Here is a 24,231-nt window from a genome sequence, read left to right on the forward strand (position 1 = left end):
TCGACTTGCATGTGTTAGGCCTGCCGCCAGCGTTCAATCTGAGCCATGATCAAACTCTTCAATTAAAAGTTCGATTTGCTTCAACAAGTGAAGCGATGCTCAAAAATTAACTTTCGTAATAATTCAACTAAATGAATTACTGCTTGGTCACTCTTTAAGACTTGATATTTTTTGCCACCGAAGTGGCTGATATCGTCTTGTGAGTGCCCACACAGATTGTCTGATAAATTGTTAAAGAGCATGCCGCGGTTCGCAAGGAATCTTATGCGGCGCGGGAGGCGTATATTACGTTTTCCCGCTGAAGAGTCAAGAGATTATTCATTCGAACATTCTTCTTTTTCTCTTCCTGTCCGGGCGACTTGTCAGTCGTTGTTCCCAGTCAGTGGAGGCGCATTATAGGGAGTTCTCAGAAGGCCGCAACCCCTAATTTCACTTTTTTTATCAACCGTTCACAAAATCATCATTTTTGCCCAAAGTGAGTAAATAGACACCGTTTTCCGCTCAATACACGCCAGTTTTCCGCCAGAGGCTGGAGTAAACTCTGCTTATATAATAAGAGAAAGACATTCAGGAATACCTTACATGCTACTTAATGCGCATCAACAAGCGGCTCAGCGGAACCTTTCTTATCTGCTGGCAGAGAAAATTGCACAACGCGTTTTATCTGGTGAGTACCCGGAAGGCGCCATTCTTCCGGGAGAGAATGAGTTAGGGGAGATTTTTGGGGTCAGCCGGACCGCCGTCCGTGAAGCCGTCAAGACGCTGGCAGCTAAAGGGATGCTCTTACCGCGCCCGCGCATCGGCACACGGGTAATGCCACAATCGAGCTGGAACTTTCTTGATCAGGAATTGCTGACCTGGTGGATGACCCGTGAAAACTTCGATCAGGTGATGGCGCATTTTATTGTGCTGCGCCGGGCGCTCGAACCTCAGGCTTGTGCGTTGGCTGCGCTTTCTGCCAGTAAAGAGCAAAAGCATCAGCTCTCTCTCTATATGTATGAAATGCGCCAGCTGCATAACAACTTTGACCGGGAACGCTGGATAACGGTCGATACCCAGTTTCATCAGCTTATCTATGAAGCGGGGAAAAACCCTTTCCTGACATCGTTCTCGAATTTATTCAGTTCGGTCTATCAGAGTTACTTCCGGGCAATTACCGGTAATGAAGTGATCAAGCTGGAACATCATCAGCGGCTGACCGATGCGATTCTTGCCAGTGATGCGAATGCCGCAATGCTGGAATGCCAGAGCCTGTTACTTGCCGACGAATGATCCCACCGACTGACGCACCACCAGTTCCGGTGTCAGCACCAGAACCTGCGGTTCTGAATCCGGGTCCTGCAGACGATGCAATAAGGCATCCACTGCCAGTTCTCCCAGCGAGTCTTTAGGCTGATGGATAGTAGTCAGCGGCGGCATCATATATTGCGCCAGCTGGATATCGTCATACCCCATCACGGCAACATCATCAGGAACAGACAATCCACGCTGATAAAGTGCCTGATAAACCCCCACGGCCATGGCGTCGTTACCGGCAAACACCGCATGAGGCGGTTCGGGCAGCGCCAGCAACTGTTCCATCGCGGCTAATCCACCCTCGAATTCAAAATCGCCGCTGACTTCATAACCGGGGAAAATCTTCAGACCGGCTTTTTCCATCGCCTGGCGATAACCACTCAGCCGTTCCTGCGCGGTGGTTTTATCAAGAGGCCCGGTGATGCAGGCAATACGCTGATAGCCTTGCCGGATTAAAAATGTCGTCGCCATTTCGCCACCCAGCAACGCGTTATCCTGAATAATATCTATCGCGCCATCAAAGGGTGACCAGTCCATCATCACTATCGGCAGTGACGGATAGCGGCTGATAGCCTCTTTCGAAGGCCGGTGGTTTTCCGTGCACATGATCAGCAGCCCGTCGACCCGTTTCTGTAACAGGGTTTCCAGACTCCGGTTCATGCGTTCCGCATCATTATCGGTGTTGCACAAGATGAGGCTGTATCCGCGCTCATAGCAGCTGCGCTCGACGCCACGGACCACTTCCGAATAGAAAGGGTTGCTGCTGGCCGTCAGTAACATACCAAGCGTGCGGGTCTGGTTCAGTTTCAGGCTGCGGGCTAACGCGGAAGGAGCATAGTTGAGCTGCTCAACGGCGGCATTCACTTTCTCAGCAATGGATTCACTGACAAAACGATTTTTGTTGATGACATGAGAAACGGTGGAGGTTGAAACGCCCGCCAGGCGGGCGACATCTTTCATGGTGGCCAATCAGGCCTCCTGTTGTGCGAGGAAATCGTCTATTTCATTGCGCCACGGAACAGAAGGCTGAGCGCCAGGGCGTGTCACGGCGATCGCCGCCGCTGCATGCGCGAACCGGACTGCGCTGTCCATCGGCTTGCCTTCCAGTAATGCCGTGACGAGTGCGCCGTTGAAGGTGTCCCCGGCCGCAATGGTATCGACGGCTTTCACCCGGAATCCCGCCACCAACTTTCCTTCACCGTTCTGGCTCAGCCAGACACCCTTACTGCCTAATGTAATGATGACCGTTGCGATGCCTTTGTCATGCAGAGCATTAGCGGCACGCGCGGCATCCTCATTATTATCCACTTTAATTCCCGTCAGCTTTTCAGCTTCGGTTTCGTTCGGGGTGATCATATCCACCCGCGCCAGCAATTCATCGGGCAATTCACACGCCGGAGCCGGATTGAGGATCACCTGCGTGTCGTTGTCTTTGGCGATCTTCGCTGCCGCAATCACCGTTTCGAGCGGCGATTCCAGCTGCATTAATAAAGCAGAAGCAGCAATGACCTGCTGTTTATAGCGATCCAGATATTCCGGGGTCACCGCTTTATTCGCCCCCGCATCAATACCAATAACGTTCTCACCTTCCGCATTCACGAAAATCAGTGCGACGCCGGTGGTGGTGTCTTTAATGGCTTCGACAGGGTACGTATCGATATGGTCACTTGCCAGTTGCTTACGCACCCGCTCGCCAATATCGTCATCCCCCACACAGGCAATAAAAGAAATATCAGCACCGCTGCGACCGGCAGCAACCGCCTGGTTCGCACCTTTACCGCCAAAGGCGACGGTGTATTGCTTACCGATAACCGTTTCGCCCGGTTGCGGGAAGTGGTTGATATTCAGAATGTGGTCGGCATTGATACTGCCAAGCACTACCAGTTTGCCTGTCTTCATGTGGAGATCCCTGCGTTAAATAGCGCCTCCGGAAAGAGGCGCGGTGACATCTGGAGAAAGAGGGTATTACGGCTGAGCAACCAGTTTCAAATCAACAGGGATAACAGCGGGTACTTTTTCGCCTTTCAGGACTTTATCTGCCGTCTGAACGCCGATCACGCCGATTTGCTCAGGACGTTGTGCCACGGTCGCGCCCATCTTGCCACTGTTAACCGCTTTGATACCGTCTTCGGTGCCGTCAAAGCCGACGACCAGCACATCCGTTTTACCGGCAGTCTGCAGGGCACGCAATGCGCCGAGCGCCATTTCGTCATTCTGAGCAAATACCGCCTGCACATCCTGATGCGCAGTCAGCAGGTTTTGCATGACGTTCAGACCTTTGGTGCGGTCAAAATCAGCTGGCTGGCTGGCGAGGATCTGGAAGTGGTGTTTTTCAGCCGCCTGGGCGAAACCTTTACCACGTTCGCGGGCAACGGATGTCCCGGCGATACCTTCCAGTTCGATCACTTTGGCATTTTCGCCCAGTTTCTTCGCAATGTAATCGCCGGCCATTTTACCGCCGAAGGCGTTATCGGATGCAACGTGGCTGGCAACCACACCTTTGGTCGCCTGACGGTCAAGGGTGATCACCGGGATCTTCGCCTGGTTTGCCATGGCGACGGCATTGCCGACTGCGTCAGAATCGGTTGGGTTGATCAGCACCAGTTTGGTGCCGCGAACCGTCAGGTCCTGCACGTTTGCCAGCTCTTTGGCCGGGTTGTTCTGAGAATCGAGAACAATCAGGTTATAGCCCAGTTTGTCCGCTTCTTTTTGCGCGCCGTCTTTCATGGAAACGAAGAATGGGTTGTTCAGTGTGGAAACGACCAGCGCAATGGTGTCTTTCGCCAGAACGTTAGCACTGAAAGAAGCGGTGATCGCTGCGGCGGAAACCCAGACAGCCAGTTTTTTCATATTCATGGTCATAAGTCCTGTAGGAGAGTTTATTTGTTGCTTTTGTTATCCACCAGAACCGCCAGCAGAATGACGACTGCTTTTACGATCATCTGGTAGTAGGAAGAAACACCTAATAAGTTCAAACCGTTATTCAGGAAGCCAAGGATCAGTGCACCGATCAGCGTTCCAACAATGCGTCCTTTACCCCCGGACAGGCTGGTTCCCCCTAATACCACTGCGGCAATCGCATCCAGCTCATATCCTGTACCAGCGTTAGGCTGCGCAGAAGACAGGCGCGCCACTTCGATGATACTGGCCAGAGCCGCTAACAAACCACACAGGGAGTAGACGATAATTTTAACTTTATCGACGCTGATACCTGACAGCCGCGTCGCGGATTCGTTACCGCCCAGCGCGTAGATATAACGTCCTAAGCGGGTGTGATGCAGCATGTACCACGCCGCAATAAACACCACCGCCATCAGCCAGACCGGTGTCGGGATGCCCAGTGGGCGGCCGATACCAAACCAGCCAAATACATCGGCCACATCATTAAAACCGGTGCTGATCGGGCTGCCATTGGTGTACACCATCGTGATGCCACGCAGCAGCAACATCATGACCAGCGTGGCGATAAACGCCTGGACTTTGCCTTTGGCCACAATCATGCCGGTCACACCGCCCACGGCAGCGCCCAGCGCCAGTGCGGCACCCACGGCGACAAAGGCGTTCACTTCCAGCCCGACAATTGAGGCAGCGACGGCACCCGTCAGCGCCAGCAGCGAACCGACGGACAAATCGATACCGGAGGTCAGGATCACCAGCGTCATGCCGACCGCCATAATGGCGTTGACCGACGTTTGCTGGAGGATGTTAAACAGGTTATTAACGGTAAAGAAGTTCGGGCTCATGGAAGAGACCACGGCAATCAACACCAGCAGCGCAATCAGAGACTTTTGCTCCAACAACCACTCTTTACTGATCCAGCGCTTTTGGGCTGGCAATGTCTGAGAACTCATATCTGATTACTCCTGCGTCACGCCGTATTGCTTGCCGACAGCGGCTGCCATCAACACTTCCTGCGTAGCCTGTTCTATCGGGAATTCACCGCTTAAATGACCTTCGTGCATCACCAAAACCCGGTCACTCATGCCGATCACTTCCGGCATTTCTGAGGAAACCAAAATGATGCTCAGCCCTTCGCGCTTGAACTGGTTTATAAGCTGGTAAATCTCTTTTTTGGCACCGACGTCAACGCCGCGCGTCGGTTCGTCGAGGATCAGGACTTTCGGCCGCGTCATTAACCCGCGGGCAATCGCCACTTTTTGCTGATTGCCGCCGGAAAGCAGGCCGATGGTCTGCATCATCGACGGCGTTTTAATATTGAACAGGCGGATGAAATCACCGACAGCCTGCTGTTCGTCGGCATGCTTCAGGCGACCGCCGCCGTGGCTGAAATAGCGCAGCGCGGTCAGCGACATATTTTCTTTCACCGACATGCCGAGCACTAACCCATCGCGCTTACGGTCTTCGGAGATATACACAATGCCGTTTGCCAGCCCGTCCTGCGGTGAGTGTGTCACCACTTCGCGGCCATCCAGCGCCACATAACCACTTTTACGCGGCAGTGCGCCGTAGAGTATTTTCATCAGTTCGGTGCGGCCTGCGCCCATCAAACCGGAAATCCCGAGGATTTCGCCACTGTGCAAATCAAAGCTGACGTTATCGACGCCCGGCCCGCTGACATCGCGAACCTGTAAACGCAGCGCGCCACGCTCATGATTAATACGCGGATACTGTTCCTCGAGGCGGCGACCGACCATCATTTCAATCAGCGTGTCTTCTTCCAGCTCGCTGACCGGACGTTCTGCGATGAACTGCCCGTCACGGAACACTGTCACGTCATCGCAGATTTCGAAGATTTCTTTCATACGGTGGGAGATATACACCACTCCGCAACCTGCGGCTTTCAGTTCGCGGATCACGCTAAATAAAGAAGCCGTCTCGGTATCGGTCAGGGCATCCGTCGGTTCATCCATAATGATGACTTTGGATTCGAAGCTCAGAACTTTGGCAATCTCGACCATCTGCTGGTCGCCAATCGATAATTCACCGACCAGACGATCGCTTTTGTAACGCAGATTCAGACGCGCCAGGAGCTTGTCGGCTTCGGCATACATCTTTTTCCAGTTGATGCGGCCAAAACCGTTCACAAACTCACGGCCGAGGAAGATGTTTTCAGCAATCGTCAGTTGAGGGATCAGGTTTAATTCCTGATGGATGATGCCAATCCCGGCTTCCTGAGACGCTTTCGGTCCATTGAACGCCGCTTCCTTACCGAGGAAATGGACTGAACCGGCATCTTTCTGGTAGATGCCGGTCAGCACTTTCATCATGGTGGACTTGCCCGCGCCGTTTTCTCCCACCAGCGCCATCACACGTCCCGGATAGACGCTGAGCGCCGCGCCGGAAAGTGCTTTAACGCCGGGAAAGGCTTTATCAATGCCTGTCAGTTGCAGCAAAGGTTGCATAAAGGCCTCAGAAGGTTACGCCGGCACACAGAATAACGTTCGCGTAAGGCGAACATTCCCCGCTGCGGATCACAGCCCGACTTTTTTCGCTTTGCGCTTTGAATGCCTCATGACTGACGTAATCCAAAGCAATGGTGTTTCCCTGGTGTTGTTCGAGTTGTGTCAATTGGGCGAGCAACGCTTCATGGAGTTGAGGATTTTTAGTGAGGATTTCCTCGGCGAGGATAGCCCGCTCAACCTGCATCTCATGTGTCACTACCTCTAAGACTTGTAAAAAGGTGGGGACTCCCTGGGTCAGAGCCAGATCGATGCGTTGGCAAGCTGCTGGCACCGGAAGACCGGCATCGCCAATAACCAGCTGATCGGTGTGACCTAACCGGGCAATAACATGTGAGATTTCGGCATTTAATAGCGGTGACTTCTTCATTGTGAACTCCTACAGCGAAACGTTTCGCTCACGGAGGAGTTTATAAAGTTAACCGTACATGGCAACGGGGTTGTGATGAAATTGTGATCAACGTCGAAACGTTTCGCTGAATGATTCAGAAACCGCAGAGAAATTTGAGTTAGTCGTTTCAGAAAGGGGAAAGCAGAAATAAAACAGGGCACCCGAAGGTGCCCTGTGACCGGCAGAAATGAGGATCAGATTTCTACCTGCGTGCCGAGTTCGATCACCCTGTTCGGCGGGATTTCAAACTGATCCGGCGCGCGCAGGGCGTTACGGCTGAGCGCCATAAAGAGTTTGCCACGGAAATAGAGATACCACGGGCGTTTGGTCAGGATCAGCGATTCGTGCGACATAAAGAACGACGTTTCCATCATCCGGCACGGCAGGCCTTCCAGACCACAACGGTGGAACACTTCTTCCACATTCGGGGTTTCTTTAAATCCGTAACTGGCGACCACACGCCAGAACGTCGGCGAAAGCTGCTCGATAGTGACGCGCCGGACGTTATGCACATAAGGCGCATCTTCCGTACGTAACGTCAGCAGCACCACGCGCTCATGCAACACTTTGTTGTGTTTGAGGTTATGCAGTAAGGCAAACGGAATAACGTTGATGGCGCGCGACATATACACCGCAGTTCCCGGCACGCGAACCGGCGGGGATTTCTCCAGTGAAGCAATCATCGCTTCCAGGGAATTCCCGTGCTCGTTCATGCGGCGCATAAGGCGGAAACGTTCGCTTTTCCAGGTAGTCATGACGATAAACATGCACAGACCCAGCGTCAGCGGCAACCAGCCGCCGGAGAACAGTTTCGTGGCATTCGCCGCAAACAGCGGAATATCCATAAACAGCAGGCCGATCAGCAAAAGCCCGACCAGGAAAGGTTTCCAGTGCCAGTTCTTGAGCGCAACCGTACACGACAGAATGCTGGTCAGCACCATCGTACCGGTCACGGCAATACCGTAAGCCGCCGCCAGATTGCTTGAATGCTCGAAGCTGGCGATAACGATAACCACCGCAAAATACAGCAGCCAGTTAATCGCCGGGATGTAAATCTGACCGGCTTCCATTTCTGACGTATGGATAATGCGCATTGGCGGTAAATAGCCCAGACGCACAGCCTGACGCGTCAGGGAGAACACACCGGAGATAACAGCCTGAGAGGCGATAATGGTCGCCAGCGTCGCCAGCACAAGAAGCGGAATCAATGCCCAGTCAGGCGCCAGCAGGAAGAACGGGTTCTTAATCGACTCAGGGTCTTTCAGCAGTAACGCACCCTGCCCGAAGTAGTTCAGCACCAGAGAAGGCAGCACGACGGTGAACCAGGCCAGACGGATCGGGAATTTCCCGAAGTGGCCCATATCGGCATATAACGCTTCCACGCCGGTGATCGACAACACCACGGCGCCGAGTGCCAGGAAGGAGAACGACTTGTGCTCAATAAAGAAGTTAACCGCCCACATGGGATTCATGGCGCGCAGCACTTCAGGATTCTGCATGATGCTGTTCACACCGAGAACCGCCAGCGTCAGGAACCACAACAACATCACCGGCGCAAAGAGTTTGCCCACGATGCCGGTGCCGTGTTTCTGAATAATGAAAAGCAGCGTCAGAACAGTAATGGACAGGGGGACGATATAAGGATCGAGTGAAGGAGCTGCGATTTCGAGACCTTCCATCGCGGAAAGGACGGAAATTGCCGGTGTGATGACCACTTCACCATAGAAGAAACTTCCGCCGATCAGGCCAAGAATGACCAGAACCGCAGTGGTACGAGCCGACGTATTCCTGCCCGCCAGAGACATCAGCGTCAGAATACCGCCTTCGCCTGCGTTGTCCGCCCGCATCACGTAAGTGAGGTACTTGAGCGAAACAATGAGGATTAGCATCCAGAAAATCAGAGAAAGAAAACCAAAAACGACGCTGGGTTCAACGTTGAAACCATAGTGACCAGAAAAACACTCTCTTAAGGTATAGAGAGGACTGGTACCAATGTCGCCATAGACCACACCAATGGCGGCCAGGGTTACTGCTGGGAGTGACCGTTTATGTTCAGTGCTCATATTTCGTTTCTTTTTTGCTCGAACATCCGCAAGCGATGCGTGCGCTCAGACTTATGATGCCCACTAAAAGGCGCACAGTATGCACGAATAAATGGGATTGCCTACCCTTAAATGTGCAGCTAAACCGGCGTTCCTATGAACGAGGTCACATTTTTGATCATAGAAAATTTTTAGTAATCAACAAGCTATAACGATAAAAATAAACGTGGCATATCGTTACCAGCCAGTACACTATTCAACAACTAAATGGAAACCGGAAGAGACAGTATGGCGCAATCTCCCCTTCTGGCAGAACGGATCGCCCGTCTTGCTAACGCATTAGAACATGGCCTGTACGAGCGGCAGGATGCCATACGACTTTGCCTGCTGGCAGCCCTTTGTGGCGAAAGCGTTTTTTTGCTCGGCCCGCCGGGTATCGCAAAAAGTCTGATTGCCCGTCGCCTTAAATTTGCTTTCCGCCATGCCCGCGCATTTGAATATCTTATGACGCGCTTTTCCACACCGGAAGAGGTCTTTGGTCCGTTGTCGATTCAGGCCCTGAAAGATGAAGGCCGGTATCTGCGTCTGACCGAAGGTTATCTGCCGGAAGCTGAAATTGTTTTCCTGGATGAAATCTGGAAAGCAGGCCCTGCCATCCTCAATACGTTGCTGACCGCCATCAACGAACGCCGGTTCCGTAATGGCGAGCGCGAAGAAGCGATCCCGATGCGTCTGCTGGTCAGCGCCTCCAACGAATTGCCCGAAGCCGATGGCGGCCTGGAAGCGCTCTACGACCGCATGCTGATCCGTCTGTGGCTGGATAAAGTGCAGGATAAGCAGAATTTCCGCTCCCTGCTGACCAGCCGTAATAATGAAAGCAGCAATCCGGTGTCGGAATCCCTGAGCATCAGCGATGAAGAATACCAGCAATGGCAGCCGGAGATCGACAAAGTCACTCTTCCGGACAGCAGCTTCGAGCTGATTTTCCAGTTGCGCCAGCGTCTTGATGCTCTCGATACCGCGCCTTATGTTTCCGACCGGCGCTGGAAAAAAGCCCTGCGCCTGTTGCAGGCCTGTGCCTTCTTCAGCGGGAGAACCTCTGTCATGCAGGTCGACCTGATCCTGCTGAAAGACTGTTTATGGCATGACCTCAACACGTATAACCTCTTGCATACCCAGATTGAACAGCTGATCACCGAACAGGCTTATCAGCAGCAGACGCTGTTGATGAAAATCCAGCAACTCAATCAGCAATGGATGCAGCATCAGCAACAACAGAGTTCACGTCAGTCGATTAAGCTTGGCAAAAAAGCCGGGATCTTCAGCCGTAAGCCGCAATACAGCCTGCCGGATACCCTGACAGCCAGCAGCCTGACGTTACTCTTACAGACACCTTTGCATCTGCATGAAATCAAAGTCACCCATCTGCTGTTCGAACGTCACATTCTCGAGGAATGGCTTAATAAAGGCGGCGTCCTGAAAGCCAAACTCAATGGCATCGGCTTTGCCCAGACCGTGGATTTGGAAATCGATGATAAACAGCAACTGCTGGCGCTGGATGTCAGTCGTTTGAGCACGCCGCTGACCCTGCCGGGCAATGAACATATCGCCGTTCCCGATGAGATGAAAAATACGCTCAGTGATCTGACGGCGAAACTGGCGCAACAGAGACATGAATTCAGCCAGCAGCAACACTGTCTGTTTGTTCCGGCAGAATGGATGGCCAAAATCGAAGCCAGCCTGCTGCAGGTGGCTGAGCAGTTGCGCCATCAGCAACAGACATTCAGCGGTCACTGATCATGTTCAGCCTGGAATCTTTGGATCTTCTGCTGGCGATCAGCGAAGCCGAACTGATCGAAGAACTGATCGTCGGCTTGCTGGCGGCGCCGGCACTCGCCGTTTTCTTCGAGAAATTCCCCCGTCTGAAGCGCGCACTGACCAAAGATCTTCCGGAGTGGAAATTACGCCTGCGCCAGAGGATCCACGAAACCCCCGTGCCGCCGGATCTGGCGAAAGAATTCTATCTCTATCAGCATTGCCAGCAGATCGACGCCGTGGCTTTTCAGGCCGGTCTGCCTTCCCTTATTGATGAACTGGTGCAACTCAACTCTCCTTTTGTCACAGAAGCCCGCACGCTGCTGGAAAACAATGAAACCTCGCGGACGGCGAAAACCGGTGGCAGCTTTCATACCTTGTTCCTTCAGCGCTGGCGCCTTAACCTGACTTTCCAGACGGTGAACGTTCATCAGCAGTTACTTGAGCAGGAACAGGAGCAGTTGCAGGAAGAATTGCTGCAACGTCTGGAGCTGAGCAGCGAGTTGTCTCCTTTATTAGCCGAGAACGACACGGCCGCAGGCCGTTTGTGGGATATGAGTAAAGGAAAGCGGATGCGGGGCGATATTCAGTCGCTGGCGCGCTTTGGTGCTTTTCTGCAACAGCAGCCCGAGCTGATGCATCTGGCCGAACAACTGGGCCGCAGCCAGACGGTCAAAACCAGTCCGCATGAAGATGCCAAAATGGAAACGCACCGGCTAATGGTGCGTGAACCCGCGACGGTGCCGGAAGAAGTGAATGGCATACACCAGAGCGATGATATTTTGCGCCTGATGCCGACCGAGCTGGTGACGCTGGGGTTGCCTGAGCTGGAATACGAATTTTACCGCCGCCTGCTGGAAAAGCGGCTGATGACCTATCGCCTGCAAGGGGACGTGTGGCGGGAAAAAGTGGTCAAACGGCCGGTGGTTTATCAGCAACAGGAACCGCAACCGCGCGGGCCGTTTGTGGTATGCGTCGATACGTCCGGTTCCATGGGCGGCTTTAACGAACAATGCGCCAAAGCTTTCTGTCTGGCATTGCTGAAAATCGCCCTGGCGGATAACCGGCGCTGTTACATCATGCTGTTCGCCAGTGAAGTGATCCATTATGAGCTGACCTCAAATGGCGGTCTGGATCAGGCATTGCGCTTTCTGGGTCAGCATTTTCGTGGCGGTACCGATCTCGCAGCCTGTCTGAATGCCACACTGGATAAACTCGCGTCTCCGCAGTGGGAAGATGCCGATGCCGTGGTGATCTCGGACTTTATCGCCCAGCGGTTGCCGGATGAGGTACAAAAGAAGGTCAGAGCGCTGCAAAAGGAAAAACACCACCGCTTTCATGCCCTGGCGATGTCACACTATGGCAAACCCGGTATTCTGCGCATCTTCGATCACATCTGGCGCTTTGATACCGGAATTAAAAGCCGTGCTCAGCGACGCTGGCAGAGAAACTAAGCTTAAAGAGACAGGTAACCATGACTGAAATTTATCAGCTCGATGAGCTGGATCGCGGGATCCTCAATGCGTTGATGGAAAATGCCCGTACGCCTTATGCTGAACTGGCAAAAGTCTTCACCGTCAGTCCGGGGACGATCCATGTCCGGGTAGAGAAAATGAAGCAGGCGGGTATCATCACCGGCGCGCATATCACCGTGAATCCAAAACAACTGGGTTATGACGTGTGCTGTTTTATTGGCATCATTTTAAAAAGTGCCAAAGATTATCCGTCAGCGCTGAAAAAGCTCGAAAGCATAGAAGAAGTGGTCGAAGCCTATTACACCACCGGCCATTACAGTATTTTCATTAAGATCATGTGCCGCTCAATAGATTCCCTTCAGCACGTACTTATCAACAAGATCCAGACAATTGATGAGATCCAGTCAACGGAGACCCTGATCTCCCTGCAAAACCCCATCACACGCACCATCCAGCCCTGACGCCTGATTTCTATACCCCTATTATCCACAGGTAGATCCCAGCTGATTCACAGCGTACAATAGCCTCCTTTTCCCGGGTGAGAGCATTATGTCTGACATTACCCTGATCAGTGGCAGTACGCTTGGCAGCGCCGAATATGTAGCAGAACACGTGGCAGAGAAACTGGAAGAAGCCGGTTTTTCCACCCAGATGTTTCATGGCCCGGAGCTGTATGAAGTCCCGCAGGAAGGGATCTGGCTGGTTGTGTGTTCTACACACGGTGCAGGTGAATTGCCCGACAACCTGCAACCTTTTATGGAGCAGCTGGAAGAACAGCAACCTGATCTGTCGAAAGTGCGCTTTGGTGCATTAGGTTTAGGCAGCAGTGAATATGACACCTTTTGTGGCGCGATCAGTTCTCTGGATCAAAAACTGACGTCATTAGGGGCAAAACGGATCGGTGATCGTCTTGAGATCGACGTGACTCAACACGAAATTCCTGAGGATCCCGCAGAGGTTTGGGTGATCAACTGGATTAATTTGATCAAATAAGTGTAAATTTCAGGCGATCAGATGTGGATAACTAAGCTTATAAGCAGGGTAAAACCCGTAGTTATCCCTCTAACAACCCCTGTACGCTTTTCATGCTGTGCATAACTCTCCATTCTGATCCCAGCTTATACTGGCCAGGATCACCGATCATTCACAGCATTCGAGCCTTCTTAGCATCTTGATCTTCATGAACAAAAAAGACTTATGCACAGAGGATCGCGATCCTAATAGAAATATTAATAAGAGATCTTTAAATAAAAAAGATCTTCTTTTAATTAGTGAAGATCCCCGGGGACTTGTGGAAGCTCAAAACTTGAGTAGAATCCCTCCTCCCAACGCCATACAAAGAAAGTTCGCTTGAACGCCGAGGTGCAGTCGCATGTTTTATCCGGATCAATTTGACGTCATCATCATAGGTGGTGGTCATGCAGGTACTGAAGCCGCAATGGCTTCTGCACGCATGGGACGTCAGACCTTATTATTAACCCACAATATCGACACGCTGGGACAGATGTCGTGTAACCCGGCTATTGGCGGGATCGGGAAAGGACATCTGGTAAAAGAAGTGGACGCTCTGGGCGGTCTGATGGCTACAGCTATCGATCATGCGGGCATTCAGTTTAGGATACTAAACGCAAGCAAAGGCCCTGCTGTCAGGGCTACCCGTGCACAGGCTGACCGCGTTCTCTATCGCCAGGCCGTTCGTACCGCACTGGAAAACCAGCCAAACCTGATGATCTTCCAGCAACCGGTAGAAGATCTGATCGTGGAAAACGATCGCGTCGTGGGTGCTGTGACCAAAATGGGGCTGAAATTCCGCGCCAAAGCGGTAGTACTGACCGTGGGCACCTTCCTTGACGGAAAGATCCACATCGGTCTGGAAAACTACAGCGGTGGCCGTGCTGGCGATCCTCCGGCGATCTCCTTGTCTCAGAGACTGCGCGAATTACCTTTACGCGTTAACCGTCTTAAAACCGGGACACCTCCGCGTATCGATGCACGCACCATTGATTTCAGCGTGCTGGCACAACAACACGGTGATAATCCGGCACCGGTATTCTCATTCATGGGCAACGCGTCGCAACATCCGCGCCAGATCCCGTGTTACATGACCTATACCAACGAAAAAACCCATGACGTGATCCGTAATAATCTGGATCGCAGCCCGATGTATGCCGGGATCATCGAAGGGATCGGCCCGCGTTACTGCCCGTCGATCGAAGATAAAGTCATGCGTTTTGCCGATCGTAATTCTCATCAGATCTTCCTTGAACCTGAAGGCCTGACCAGCAACGAAGTTTATCCGAACGGGATTTCAACCAGCCTGCCATTCGATGTACAGATGCAGATCGTCCGCTCAATGCAGGGGATGGAAAATGCGGTGATCGTTCGCCCTGGTTATGCCATCGAATACGATTTCTTCGATCCGCGTGATTTGAAACCTACGCTGGAAAGCAAATTTATCGCCGGTTTGTTCTTTGCAGGACAAATCAACGGCACAACAGGATACGAAGAAGCTGCCGCACAGGGCTTGCTGGCCGGGCTGAATGCCGCCCGTAGCGCCAGCGAAGAAGAGGGCTGGGCGCCACGTCGCGATCAGGCTTATCTCGGCGTACTGGTCGACGACCTGTGTACCCTGGGGACCAAAGAACCGTACCGTATGTTCACCTCGCGTGCCGAATATCGACTGATGCTGCGTGAAGATAACGCCGACTTGCGTCTGACTGAAAAAGGCCGTGAGTTAGGTCTGGTTGACGATGCCCGCTGGGCACGTTTCAACGAAAAGCTGGAAATGATCGAGCAGGAACGTCAGCGTCTGCGTGGCATCTGGGTCAATCCTCACCACGCCCAGGTGGACGAAATCAACGCGCATCTTTCTGCTCCACTTTCCAAAGAAGCCAGTGCGGAAGAGTTACTGCGTCGTCCTGAAATGACTTATGAGCTGATCACCCGCCTTTCACCGTTTGCGCCTGCCGTACCGGATGTGCAGGCGGCAGAACAGGTTGAAATCCAGATCAAATACGAAGGGTATATCGCCCGTCAGCAGGAAGAAATTGAAAAACAACAGCGTAACGAAAACACCGTGTTACCTGTTGATCTCGACTACCGCCAGGTCAATGGCCTGTCAAACGAAGTGATCGCCAAACTCAATGATCACAAGCCGACATCCATTGGTCAGGCATCGCGGATCTCCGGGATTACCCCGGCGGCGATCTCAATTTTGCTGATCTGGCTTAAAAAACAAGGTTTACTGCGCCGCAGCGCATAAACCGCCTGTCTGATGACCGCCCTTTGCTTCCAAAGCGGCGGTCAATTCTTACTTTTCCCGTCTTTCTGAGTGTTTTATCATTTCCCCTCCGGGCTGTTCCCGGAATACCGACTCTGTCTGAGGATTCACTGTGCAAAAGAAACTGGACTCGCTGCTTGCTGCGGCAGGAATAGCGTTACCCGATCAGCAAAAACAGCAACTGATTGGCTATGTTGAACTGCTGCATAAGTGGAACAAGGCTTATAACCTGACGTCTGTGCGTGACCCGATGCAAATGCTGGTGCGTCATATCATGGACAGCATCGTGGTGAATGAGCATTTGCAAGGCAGCCGTTTCATTGATGTCGGTACCGGACCGGGCCTGCCGGGCATTCCTCTTGCCATTGTTCGCCCCGAATCACACTTCACGCTGCTGGACAGCCTGGGGAAGCGGGTACGCTTCCTGCGTCAGGTCCAGCACGAACTGGGTCTGAAAAATATCGAGCCGGTACAAAGCCGTGTGGAGGAGTTTCAGCCGGAGCCACCGTTTGATGGCGTGATCAGCCGTGCCTTTGCCTCAATGCAGGACATGTTGTCCTGGTGTCATCATTTGCCGGAGAAAGGGCAGGGGCGTTTTTATGCCCTGAAGGGTGTGCGTCCTGATGATGAACTGGCTGTGTTGCCGGAAGGTATCACTCTGGAATCCGTGATTAAGTTGCAGGTACCGGAACTTGACGGGGAACGTCATTTGATCATTCTCAGCGCCAACTAAAGTTGAGATTTATCAAATAATATTTAAAAAATGCATGTGTTATCGGGGTTAAAATGAGCAGGCTAATTATATAACTGTGAGAACGTCCTCATCACCGCATTTTTACAGACTGATAGCATTTTGGAGATGTTTTTATTTTAATCCTGACTGTAATAGTCACTTTTGAAATTGAAGCCCCATCAAGCCGCTGATATTCAACTTGTAATGAAAATGTTGTTATTTGTTGGGTTGTTGTGTAAATAAATCGAGTCTATTTTTAAATAAGTTGGATATTCGAACAATATTCCATTAACAATTTGATTTATATAGCTTTTAAAAGGCCTGATTAGCTAAAGACATTCAAACCGCGCTGGGTATATAAAGGGACCCGGGTTAATTATGTGATCCAGTGCACGCTTCCTTGTCGGGTGATGAAATAACCGAATCAAAGTAAAAAGGGCAAATTCAGCTATAGTTTGGTTGTCAAAATAGTGATGAAGAGGAAAATTTAAATAATTGTTCACCTTTTCGCTACTTATCCATTGAATTCGTTCCTGTGCCCCGTATAATTTGCTCGGTTTTTGCTGCTTGACTCAAAACAGTAAAGGCAGTGATATACGGCATTCAGTATACCTCCAGCTAGGTACTCGATACGGAGAGAACAAACGTCATGTCTGTATCCGGTATTTTACACAGTACACATAGTGTGAAGGTTGCCAGAAAGCTGTTGATACTGCAGTTATTGACCTTTGTTCTGCTCAGTGCAGTATTTGGCTTCAAAAGCCTGGAATGGACCACATCGGCTCTTATGGGTGGGTTGGCCGCCTGGGTGCCAAATGTACTGTTCATGCTGTTTGCATGGCGCCATCAGGCGCAAACAACGGTCTCTGGACGGGTTGCCTGGTCCTTTGCAATCGGGGAAGCGCTGAAGGTGCTGGTTACGGTGATCTTAATGGTTATCGCACTTGGCCTGTTTAAGGCGGCTTTTGCTCCGTTGGGGTTGGCCTATTTATCGGTGTTGATGACTCAGATTTTGGCACCGGCCGTCATTAACAGTTACCGTACTTAACTACTAAAGGGTAAGAGGCATCATGTCTGCATCAGGAGAAATCTCTACTCCACAAGAGTATATCGGTCACCATCTGACTCAGCTTCAGATCGGGACGGGATTCTGGTCGATTAACATCGATTCGATGTTTTTCTCCGTGTTCCTCGGAGTACTCTTTCTGGTTATTTTCCATCGCGTAGCCAAAAACGCCACCAGCGGTGTACCGGGTAAACTGCAAACTGCAGTTGAACTGGTCGTTGGTTTCGTCGACAGCAGCGTGCGTGACATGTATCACGGCAAAAGCAAAGTGATTGCACCTCTCGCGCTGACCGTCTTCGTCTGGGTGTTTATGATGAACCTGATGGATTTGCTGCCAATCGATTTGCTGCCATTCATTGGCGAGCACATCTTTGGTCTGCCAGCGTTGCGTGTGGTCCCTACGGCTGACGTGAACATCACGTTGTCCATGGCACTTGGCGTATTCATTCTGATTCTTTTCTATAGCATTAAGATGAAAGGCTTTGGCGGTTTCATTAAAGAACTGACAATGCAGCCATTCAATCATCCGGTTTTCATTCCGATTAACCTGATTCTTGAAGGTGTCAGCCTGCTGTCTAAACCAGTTTCACTGGGTCTGCGACTGTTTGGCAATATGTATGCGGGTGAGTTGATCTTCATCCTTATTGCTGGCCTGTTGCCGTGGTGGTCACAGTGGGTTCTGAATGTGCCTTGGGCCATTTTCCACATCCTGATCATTACGCTACAAGCCTTTATTTTCATGGTTCTGACGATCGTCTATCTCTCGATGGCATCTGAAAAACACTGATTTTCTTTCAACACTACTGCGTTTTAACTGAAACAAACTGGAGACTGTCATGGAAAACCTGAGTATGGATCTGCTGTACATGGCTGCCGCTGTGATGATGGGCCTGGCGGCAATCGGTGCTGCGATCGGTATCGGCATCTTGGGTGGTAAATTCTTGGAAGGTGCTGCACGTCAGCCTGACCTGATCCCTCTGTTGCGTACACAGTTCTTTATCGTTATGGGTCTGGTCGATGCAATCCCAATGATTGCGGTTGGTCTGGGTCTGTACGTGATGTTTGCTGTCGCCTAACACTGAGTTCGCTCAGCGTTAATCGAACTACATCAAATAATTCACTTTGAAAGAGGCATTGTGCTGTGAATCTTAACGCAACAATCCTCGGCCAGGCTATCGCGTTCGTCCTGTTTGTCTGGTTCTGCATGAAGTACGTATGGCCGCCAATTATGGCTGCCATCGAAAAACGTCAGAAAGAAATTTCTGAAGGTTTATCTTCCGCAGAACGTGCCAAAAAAGAGCTGGACTTAGCGCAAGCCGATGCGACCGACCAACTGAAGAAAGCCAAAGCTGAAGCTCAGGTAATCATCGATCAGGCGAACAAGCGTAAAGCTCAAATCGTCGACGAAGCAAAAGCTGAAGCCGAGCAGGAACGTAACAAGATCGTGACGCAAGCCAAGGCAGAGATCGACGCCGAACGCCAACGCGCCCGTGAAGAGTTGCGTAAGCAAGTCGGGATTTTGGCCATTGCTGGCGCCGAGAAGATCATCGAACGTTCCGTGGATGAAGCTGCTAACAGCGACATCGTTGATAAACTGGTCGCTGAACTGTAAGGAGGGAGGGGCTGATGTCTGAATTTGTAACTGTAGCTCGCCCCTACGCCAAAGCAGCTTTTGACTTTGCCGTTGAGCACCAAAGCTTAGACCGCTGGCAGTCCATGTTAGCGTTCACGGCTGAAGTCACGCGCAATGAACAAATTGAAGAACTGCTTTCCGGTGCTAGCGCGCCAGAAACTTTGTCTAACACGTTTATTGCCGTATGTGGTGAACAACTCGACGACGCAGGCCAAAACCTGATTAAGGTAATGGCCGAAAATGGACGTTTACGCGTTCTTCCGGAAGTGCTGGAGCAGTTTATTGAACTGCGCGCCTCTCTCGAGGCTGTTGCTGAGGTTGAAGTAACCTCAGCCAATCCGCTTTCGGAAGAACAGCAGGCAAAAATTGCTGCTGCGATGGAAAAACGTCTGTCTCGCAAAGTTAAGCTGAATTGCAAAATTGACAAGTCTGTTCTTGCCGGTGTCGTAATCCGTGCAGGTGATATGGTGATTGATGGCAGCGTTCGCAGTCGTCTTGAACGCCTGGCAGACGTCTTGCAGTCTTAAGGGGACTGGAGCATGCAACTGAATTCCACCGAAATCAGCGAACTGATCAAGCAGCGCATTGCTCAGTTCAATGTGGTGAGCGAAGCTCACAATGAAGGTACTATCGTTTCCGTCAGTGACGGGATCATCCGCGTGCACGGCTTAGCCGATGTCATGCAAGGCGAAATGATTGCGCTGCCGGGTAACCGCTACGCTATCGCCCTGAACCTGGAGCGCGACTCCGTAGGTGCCGTTGTCATGGGCCCTTACGCTGACCTCGCCGAAGGTATGAAAGTAAAATGTACTGGCCGTATCCTGGAAGTTCCAGTTGGCCGTGGCCTGCTGGGTCGCGTTGTTAACACCCTGGGTGCGCCAATTGACGGTAAAGGTCCGGTAGAGCACGACGGCTTCTCAGCTGTTGAAGCAATCGCACCTGGCGTTATCGAACGTCAATCCGTCGATGAACCTGTGCAGACAGGTTATAAGTCCGTTGATGCCATGATCCCAATCGGTCGTGGTCAGCGTGAACTGGTCATCGGCGACCGTCAAACCGGTAAAACAGCTCTGGCGATCGATGCGATCATCAACCAGCGCGATTCCGGCATCAAATGTATCTATGTGGCTATCGGCCAGAAAGCGTCCACCATTTCTAACGTGGTTCGTAAACTGGAAGAGCACGGCGCACTGGCAAACACCATCGTTGTTGTTGCAACTGCATCAGAATCTGCTGCACTGCAATACCTGGCACCGTACTCCGGTTGCGCAATGGGTGAATACTTCCGTGACCGCGGCGAAGACGCACTGATCGTTTATGATGACCTGTCTAAACAGGCTGTTGCTTACCGTCAGATTTCCCTGCTGCTTCGTCGTCCACCAGGTCGTGAAGCTTACCCAGGCGACGTTTTCTATCTCCACTCCCGTCTGCTGGAACGTGCTGCGCGTGTTAACGCCGAGTATGTTGAAGCATTCACCAAGGGTGAAGTGAAAGGCAAAACCGGTTCCCTGACTGCGCTTCCGATCATCGAAACGCAAGCGGGTGACGTTTCCGCGTTCGTTCCGACCAACGTAATCTCGATTACCGATGGTCAGATCTTCCTGGAATCCAACCTGTTCAACGCCGGTATTCGTCCTGCGGTTAACCCGGGTATTTCGGTATCCCGTGTTGGTGGTGCTGCTCAGACTAAGATCATGAAGAAACTGTCCGGTGGTATTCGTACCGCTCTGGCACAGTATCGTGAGCTGGCTGCGTTCTCGCAGTTCGCTTCTGATCTGGATGAGGCAACCCGTAAACAGCTGAACCACGGTCAGAAAGTGACTGAGCTGCTGAAACAGAAACAATACGCTCCGATGTCAATCGTTGCGCAGTCTCTGATCATCTTCGCAGCAGAACGTGGTTATCTGGAAGACGTTGAGTTGTCTAAAGTCGGTAGCTTCGAAGCGGCACTGTTGGCTTACGCCGACCGTGAGCACGGCGAGCTTCTGCAGCAAATCAACCAAACTGGTGCGTATAACGATGAGATCGAGGGTAAATTCAAAAATATCCTCGATACCTTCAAAGCAACCCAGTCCTGGTAATACCTGGCGGCCTTGCTGCCCTGCCTCTGGCAGATAAGCAGCAGGCCGTTTGGTCATGAGGAGAAGCAGAGATGGCCGGCGGAAAAGAGATACGTAGTAAGATCAGCAGCGTGCAAAACACGCAAAAGATCACTAAAGCGATGGAAATGGTCGCCGCCTCCAAAATGCGTAAAACGCAGGATCGCATGGCGGCCAGCCGTCCTTATGCAGAAACCATCCGTGAAGTGATTGGTCACCTTGCGCTTGGGAATCTGGAATACAAGCACCCGTACCTGGATGAGCGCGAAATTAAGCGCGTCGGGTATCTGGTGGTGTCTACCGACCGTGGTCTTTGTGGTGGTCTGAACATTAACCTGTTCAAAAAACTGCTGTCAGAGATGAAAGGCTGGTCCGAAAAAGGTGTTGAAGTTGATCTCGCCCTGATCGGTTCCAAAGCAGCCTCTTTCTTCGGCTCCGTTGGGGGCAACGTTGTTGCTCAGGTGACTGGCATGGGGGATAACCCTTCTCTGTCAGAACTGATCGGACCGGTGAAAGTGATGTTGCAGGCTTTCGACGAAGGTCGTTTAGACAAGTTATGCGTTGTTAGCAATAAATTCGTCAATACCATGTCTCAGGAACCACGCATCGTTCAGTTGTTGCCTCTGCCACCGGCAGAAGACGGCGAACTGGCGAAAAAATCCTGGGATTACCTGTATGAGCCGGACCCTAAAGCACTGCTGGATACCCTCCTGCGTCGCTATGTGGAATCTCAGGTTTATCAGGGCGTCGTAGAAAACCTGGCCAGCGAACAGGCCGCGCGAATGGTAGCGATGAAAGCCGCAACCGATAACGGCGGCAGCCTGATCAAAGAGCTGCAGTTGGTATACAACAAAGCTCGTCAGGCCAGCATCACTCAGGAACTCACCGAGATCGTCGGGGGAGCCTCCGCGGTTTAAGCTAGGTTTACGAATTACGTAGAGGATTCAAGATGGCTACTGGAAAGATTATCCAGGTAATCGGCGCCGTGGTGGACGTCGAGTTCCCTCAGGATGCAGTACCGAACGTGTACAATGCTCTTGAGGTAGAAAACGGTACCTCCAAACTGGTGCTGGAAGTACAGCAACAGTTAGGCGGCGGCGTTGTTCGTTGTATCGCAATGGGTACCTCAGACGGCCTGCGTCGCGGTCTGAAAGTGAACAACCTGGAACACCCAATCGAAGTACCGGTGGGTGTTGCAACACTGGGCCGTATCATGAACGTATTGGGTGAACCAATCGACATGAAAGGTGCAATCGGCGAAGAAGAACGTCGTGCGATTCACCGTGCTGCGCCTTCTTATGAAGAGCTGGCAAACTCCCAGGAACTGCTGGAAACCGGCATCAAAGTTATGGACCTGATGTGTCCGTTCGCTAAGGGCGGTAAAGTCGGTCTGTTCGGTGGTGCGGGTGTTGGTAAAACTGTAAACATGATGGAGCTGATCCGTAACATCGCGATTGAGCACTCCGGTTATTCTGTGTTTGCAGGCGTGGGTGAGCGTACTCGTGAGGGTAACGACTTCTACCACGAAATGACCGAGTCCAACGTTATCGACAAAGTTTCCCTGGTGTATGGCCAGATGAATGAGCCACCAGGTAACCGTCTGCGCGTTGCACTGACCGGCCTGACCATGGCGGAAAAATTCCGTGATGAAGGTCGTGACGTACTGCTGTTCGTTGACAACATTTACCGTTATACCCTGGCCGGTACCGAAGTGTCCGCACTTCTGGGCCGTATGCCATCGGCGGTAGGTTATCAGCCAACGCTGGCGGAAGAGATGGGCGCTCTGCAAGAACGTATCACCTCAACCAAAAGTGGTTCTATCACCTCCGTACAGGCCGTTTACGTCCCTGCGGATGACTTGACTGACCCATCCCCAGCCACCACCTTCGCTCACTTAGATGCGACCGTGGTACTGAGCCGTCAGATCGCGTCACTGGGTATCTACCCGGCGGTTGACCCACTGGATTCTACCAGCCGTCAGCTGGATCCACTGGTTGTTGGTCAGGAACACTATGATGTGGCTCGTGGCGTGCAGTCTATTCTGCAACGTTACAAGGAACTGAAAGATATCATCGCGATCCTCGGTATGGATGAGCTGTCAGAAGATGACAAGCTGGCTGTATCCCGTGCGCGTAAGATCGAACGTTTCCTTTCCCAGCCATTCTTCGTGGCCGAAGTCTTCACCGGTTCTCCGGGCAAGTTCGTATCGCTGAAAGATACCATTCGTGGTTTCAAAGGCATTATGGACGGCGACTACGATCACCTGCCGGAACAAGCGTTCTACATGGTTGGCACCATTGATGAAGCAGTGGAAAAAGCCAAGAAACTGTAACGCTAGCTTGTTGTGAGAGAGGATGACATGGCTGAAAAAGCTTACCATCTGGATGTTGTCAGTGCCGAAAAACGTATGTTTGAAGGCATGGTACAAAAGATCCAGGTGACGGGTAGCGAAGGCGAACTGGGTATTTTCCCGGGGCATGCTCCGCTGCTCACCGCCATCAAGCCTGGCATGGTGCGCATTGTTAAAGAACACGGTGAAGAAGAGTATATCTATCTTTCCGGTGGCATCCTTGAGGTGCAACCGAATGCAACGACCGTGTTGGCTGATACTGCAATCCGTGGGCAAGACCTCGACGAAGCGCGCGCGCTTGAAGCTAAGCGCAAAGCGGAAGAACACATTAGTGGTTCTCACGGCGACGTTGATTACGCTCAGGCGTCAGCGGAACTGGCTAAGGCGATCGCGAAACTTCGCGTTATCGAACTGACCAGAAAAGCGATGTAACGACATCTGTTTAAAAAGCGACCTTCGGGTCGCTTTTTTTTTGCTTTTAAAAAAGCCGTTTTTCAGTGTTTTTCCCAAGGCTAATTTCTGTTTTTAATGGAATACTTGGGTGATTACCGGACACTTTACCCTCAGATTTTTTGGTGTAGTCTATACCTTGTTCAACCCTTGCAGGCTGCGGCTTGCCGGTGGTTTTAGA

Annotated in this window: 23 protein-coding genes and 1 rRNA gene; 16 read left to right on the forward strand and 8 right to left on the reverse strand. The window is 51.7% G+C overall.

Features of this window, described 5'->3' with window-relative positions:
- Positions 1-65, reverse strand: a 16S ribosomal RNA gene (locus EDF78_RS09710); the annotation flags it as partial.
- Between the two features lie 517 nt (positions 66-582).
- On the opposite strand from EDF78_RS09710, the gene EDF78_RS09715 reads away from it, so the two are divergent.
- Complete coding sequence (locus EDF78_RS09715; protein ID WP_133822999.1) at positions 583-1,272, forward strand: FadR/GntR family transcriptional regulator; 690 nt, start codon at positions 583-585, stop codon at positions 1,270-1,272.
- Here EDF78_RS09715 and rbsR read toward each other — a convergent pair.
- From rbsR to kup, 7 genes are all read right to left on the reverse strand, one after another.
- A complete protein-coding gene (rbsR, locus tag EDF78_RS09720) occupies positions 1,255-2,265 on the reverse strand; it encodes a ribose operon transcriptional repressor RbsR (RefSeq protein ID WP_133823000.1) in 1,011 nt (336 codons plus the stop codon). The two genes, EDF78_RS09715 and rbsR, sit on opposite strands and share 18 nt — an antisense overlap.
- Positions 2,266-3,195: a ribokinase gene (gene rbsK / locus EDF78_RS09725; RefSeq protein ID WP_133823001.1), complete on the reverse strand. Its 930-nt coding sequence runs from the start codon at positions 3,193-3,195 to the stop codon at positions 2,266-2,268.
- A 66-nt stretch (positions 3,196-3,261) separates the two neighbouring features.
- The gene (rbsB, locus tag EDF78_RS09730) at positions 3,262-4,152 is read right to left on the reverse strand and encodes a ribose ABC transporter substrate-binding protein RbsB (protein WP_095924063.1); all 891 of its coding nucleotides are present in this window, start codon (positions 4,150-4,152) and stop codon (positions 3,262-3,264) included.
- Between the two features lie 23 nt (positions 4,153-4,175).
- On the reverse strand, positions 4,176-5,147 hold the full coding sequence (gene rbsC, locus EDF78_RS09735; protein WP_133823002.1) for a ribose ABC transporter permease: 972 nt from the start codon (positions 5,145-5,147) through the stop codon (positions 4,176-4,178).
- Positions 5,148-5,153: 6 nt separating this feature from the next.
- Positions 5,154-6,659, reverse strand: coding sequence for a ribose ABC transporter ATP-binding protein RbsA (gene rbsA, locus EDF78_RS09740; protein ID WP_119825604.1), 1,506 nt, complete (start codon positions 6,657-6,659; stop codon positions 5,154-5,156).
- Between the two features lie 7 nt (positions 6,660-6,666).
- Positions 6,667-7,086, reverse strand: a complete 420-nt coding sequence (rbsD, locus tag EDF78_RS09745; protein ID WP_095924061.1) for a D-ribose pyranase — start codon at positions 7,084-7,086, stop codon at positions 6,667-6,669.
- A 215-nt stretch (positions 7,087-7,301) separates the two neighbouring features.
- On the reverse strand, positions 7,302-9,170 hold the full coding sequence (gene kup, locus EDF78_RS09750) for a low affinity potassium transporter Kup (RefSeq protein WP_095924060.1): 1,869 nt from the start codon (positions 9,168-9,170) through the stop codon (positions 7,302-7,304).
- A 267-nt stretch (positions 9,171-9,437) separates the two neighbouring features.
- On the opposite strand from kup, the gene ravA reads away from it, so the two are divergent.
- The 15 genes from ravA to EDF78_RS09830 all read left to right on the forward strand — a co-directional run bounded on the left by ravA (position 9,438) and on the right by EDF78_RS09830 (position 24,032).
- The gene (gene ravA / locus EDF78_RS09755) at positions 9,438-10,946 is read left to right on the forward strand and encodes an ATPase RavA (RefSeq protein WP_131693741.1); all 1,509 of its coding nucleotides are present in this window, start codon (positions 9,438-9,440) and stop codon (positions 10,944-10,946) included.
- A 2-nt stretch (positions 10,947-10,948) separates the two neighbouring features.
- The gene (gene viaA, locus EDF78_RS09760) at positions 10,949-12,418 is read left to right on the forward strand and encodes an ATPase RavA stimulator ViaA (protein ID WP_131693742.1); all 1,470 of its coding nucleotides are present in this window, start codon (positions 10,949-10,951) and stop codon (positions 12,416-12,418) included.
- Between the two features lie 20 nt (positions 12,419-12,438).
- Positions 12,439-12,900 (forward strand): transcriptional regulator AsnC, encoded by a 462-nt coding sequence (gene asnC, locus EDF78_RS09765; RefSeq protein ID WP_095924057.1) that lies wholly within the window; start codon positions 12,439-12,441, stop codon positions 12,898-12,900.
- Between the two features lie 88 nt (positions 12,901-12,988).
- A complete protein-coding gene (gene mioC, locus EDF78_RS09770; RefSeq protein ID WP_119825599.1) occupies positions 12,989-13,432 on the forward strand; it encodes an FMN-binding protein MioC in 444 nt (147 codons plus the stop codon).
- A gap of 379 nt (positions 13,433-13,811) precedes the next feature.
- Positions 13,812-15,701 carry a tRNA uridine-5-carboxymethylaminomethyl(34) synthesis enzyme MnmG gene (gene mnmG / locus EDF78_RS09780; protein ID WP_095924055.1) on the forward strand — a complete coding sequence of 630 codons (1,890 nt, stop codon included), beginning with the start codon at positions 13,812-13,814 and terminating at the stop codon, positions 15,699-15,701.
- Between the two features lie 130 nt (positions 15,702-15,831).
- Positions 15,832-16,452, forward strand: a complete 621-nt coding sequence (gene rsmG, locus EDF78_RS09785) for a 16S rRNA (guanine(527)-N(7))-methyltransferase RsmG (RefSeq protein ID WP_095924054.1) — start codon at positions 15,832-15,834, stop codon at positions 16,450-16,452.
- Positions 16,453-17,101: 649 nt separating this feature from the next.
- On the forward strand, positions 17,102-17,500 hold the full coding sequence (gene atpI, locus EDF78_RS09790; RefSeq protein ID WP_095924053.1) for a F0F1 ATP synthase subunit I: 399 nt from the start codon (positions 17,102-17,104) through the stop codon (positions 17,498-17,500).
- Positions 17,501-17,522: 22 nt separating this feature from the next.
- Positions 17,523-18,305, forward strand: coding sequence for a F0F1 ATP synthase subunit A (gene atpB / locus EDF78_RS09795; protein ID WP_095924052.1), 783 nt, complete (start codon positions 17,523-17,525; stop codon positions 18,303-18,305).
- A gap of 49 nt (positions 18,306-18,354) precedes the next feature.
- Positions 18,355-18,594: a F0F1 ATP synthase subunit C gene (gene atpE, locus EDF78_RS09800; protein WP_004093904.1), complete on the forward strand. Its 240-nt coding sequence runs from the start codon at positions 18,355-18,357 to the stop codon at positions 18,592-18,594.
- Between the two features lie 65 nt (positions 18,595-18,659).
- Positions 18,660-19,130, forward strand: coding sequence for a F0F1 ATP synthase subunit B (atpF, locus tag EDF78_RS09805; protein WP_095924051.1), 471 nt, complete (start codon positions 18,660-18,662; stop codon positions 19,128-19,130).
- Positions 19,131-19,144: 14 nt separating this feature from the next.
- On the forward strand, positions 19,145-19,678 hold the full coding sequence (gene atpH, locus EDF78_RS09810; protein WP_095924050.1) for a F0F1 ATP synthase subunit delta: 534 nt from the start codon (positions 19,145-19,147) through the stop codon (positions 19,676-19,678).
- A gap of 12 nt (positions 19,679-19,690) precedes the next feature.
- Positions 19,691-21,232 carry a F0F1 ATP synthase subunit alpha gene (atpA, locus tag EDF78_RS09815; protein ID WP_013577682.1) on the forward strand — a complete coding sequence of 514 codons (1,542 nt, stop codon included), beginning with the start codon at positions 19,691-19,693 and terminating at the stop codon, positions 21,230-21,232.
- Positions 21,233-21,303: 71 nt separating this feature from the next.
- Entirely contained in the window at positions 21,304-22,167 is an 864-nt protein-coding gene (atpG, locus tag EDF78_RS09820; RefSeq protein ID WP_013577683.1) for a F0F1 ATP synthase subunit gamma, read from the forward strand.
- Positions 22,168-22,199: 32 nt separating this feature from the next.
- Positions 22,200-23,582: a F0F1 ATP synthase subunit beta gene (gene atpD, locus EDF78_RS09825; RefSeq protein ID WP_095924049.1), complete on the forward strand. Its 1,383-nt coding sequence runs from the start codon at positions 22,200-22,202 to the stop codon at positions 23,580-23,582.
- 27 nt (positions 23,583-23,609) lie between these two features.
- A complete protein-coding gene (locus EDF78_RS09830) occupies positions 23,610-24,032 on the forward strand; it encodes a F0F1 ATP synthase subunit epsilon (RefSeq protein WP_095924048.1) in 423 nt (140 codons plus the stop codon).
- The last annotated feature ends 199 nt before the right edge of the window (positions 24,033-24,231 follow it).

It is taken from the genome of Rahnella sp. BIGb0236 (assembly GCF_004364755.1).
Lineage (GTDB): Bacteria > Pseudomonadota > Gammaproteobacteria > Enterobacterales > Enterobacteriaceae > Rahnella > Rahnella victoriana.

Excerpts from the sequence above, each read along its gene's own strand:
- rbsD (WP_095924061.1), bottom strand. The coding sequence starts at position 7,086 with ATGAAGAAGTCACCGCTATTAAATGCCGAAATCTCACATGTTATTGCC.
- atpG (WP_013577683.1), top strand. The coding sequence starts at position 21,304 with ATGGCCGGCGGAAAAGAGATACGTAGTAAGATCAGCAGCGTGCAAAAC.
- ravA (WP_131693741.1), top strand. The coding sequence starts at position 9,438 with ATGGCGCAATCTCCCCTTCTGGCAGAACGGATCGCCCGTCTTGCTAAC.
- atpH (WP_095924050.1), top strand. The coding sequence starts at position 19,145 with ATGTCTGAATTTGTAACTGTAGCTCGCCCCTACGCCAAAGCAGCTTTT.
- atpD (WP_095924049.1), top strand. The coding sequence starts at position 22,200 with ATGGCTACTGGAAAGATTATCCAGGTAATCGGCGCCGTGGTGGACGTC.
- viaA (WP_131693742.1), top strand. The coding sequence starts at position 10,949 with ATGTTCAGCCTGGAATCTTTGGATCTTCTGCTGGCGATCAGCGAAGCC.
- atpI (WP_095924053.1), top strand. The coding sequence starts at position 17,102 with ATGTCTGTATCCGGTATTTTACACAGTACACATAGTGTGAAGGTTGCC.
- atpA (WP_013577682.1), top strand. The coding sequence starts at position 19,691 with ATGCAACTGAATTCCACCGAAATCAGCGAACTGATCAAGCAGCGCATT.
- mnmG (WP_095924055.1), top strand. The coding sequence starts at position 13,812 with ATGTTTTATCCGGATCAATTTGACGTCATCATCATAGGTGGTGGTCAT.
- atpE (WP_004093904.1), top strand. The coding sequence starts at position 18,355 with ATGGAAAACCTGAGTATGGATCTGCTGTACATGGCTGCCGCTGTGATG.
- asnC (WP_095924057.1), top strand. The coding sequence starts at position 12,439 with ATGACTGAAATTTATCAGCTCGATGAGCTGGATCGCGGGATCCTCAAT.
- rbsK (WP_133823001.1), bottom strand. The coding sequence starts at position 3,195 with ATGAAGACAGGCAAACTGGTAGTGCTTGGCAGTATCAATGCCGACCAC.
- kup (WP_095924060.1), bottom strand. The coding sequence starts at position 9,170 with ATGAGCACTGAACATAAACGGTCACTCCCAGCAGTAACCCTGGCCGCC.
- EDF78_RS09715 (WP_133822999.1), top strand. The coding sequence starts at position 583 with ATGCTACTTAATGCGCATCAACAAGCGGCTCAGCGGAACCTTTCTTAT.
- rbsB (WP_095924063.1), bottom strand. The coding sequence starts at position 4,152 with ATGAATATGAAAAAACTGGCTGTCTGGGTTTCCGCCGCAGCGATCACC.
- EDF78_RS09830 (WP_095924048.1), top strand. The coding sequence starts at position 23,610 with ATGGCTGAAAAAGCTTACCATCTGGATGTTGTCAGTGCCGAAAAACGT.
- atpB (WP_095924052.1), top strand. The coding sequence starts at position 17,523 with ATGTCTGCATCAGGAGAAATCTCTACTCCACAAGAGTATATCGGTCAC.
- rbsC (WP_133823002.1), bottom strand. The coding sequence starts at position 5,147 with ATGAGTTCTCAGACATTGCCAGCCCAAAAGCGCTGGATCAGTAAAGAG.
- rbsA (WP_119825604.1), bottom strand. The coding sequence starts at position 6,659 with ATGCAACCTTTGCTGCAACTGACAGGCATTGATAAAGCCTTTCCCGGC.
- mioC (WP_119825599.1), top strand. The coding sequence starts at position 12,989 with ATGTCTGACATTACCCTGATCAGTGGCAGTACGCTTGGCAGCGCCGAA.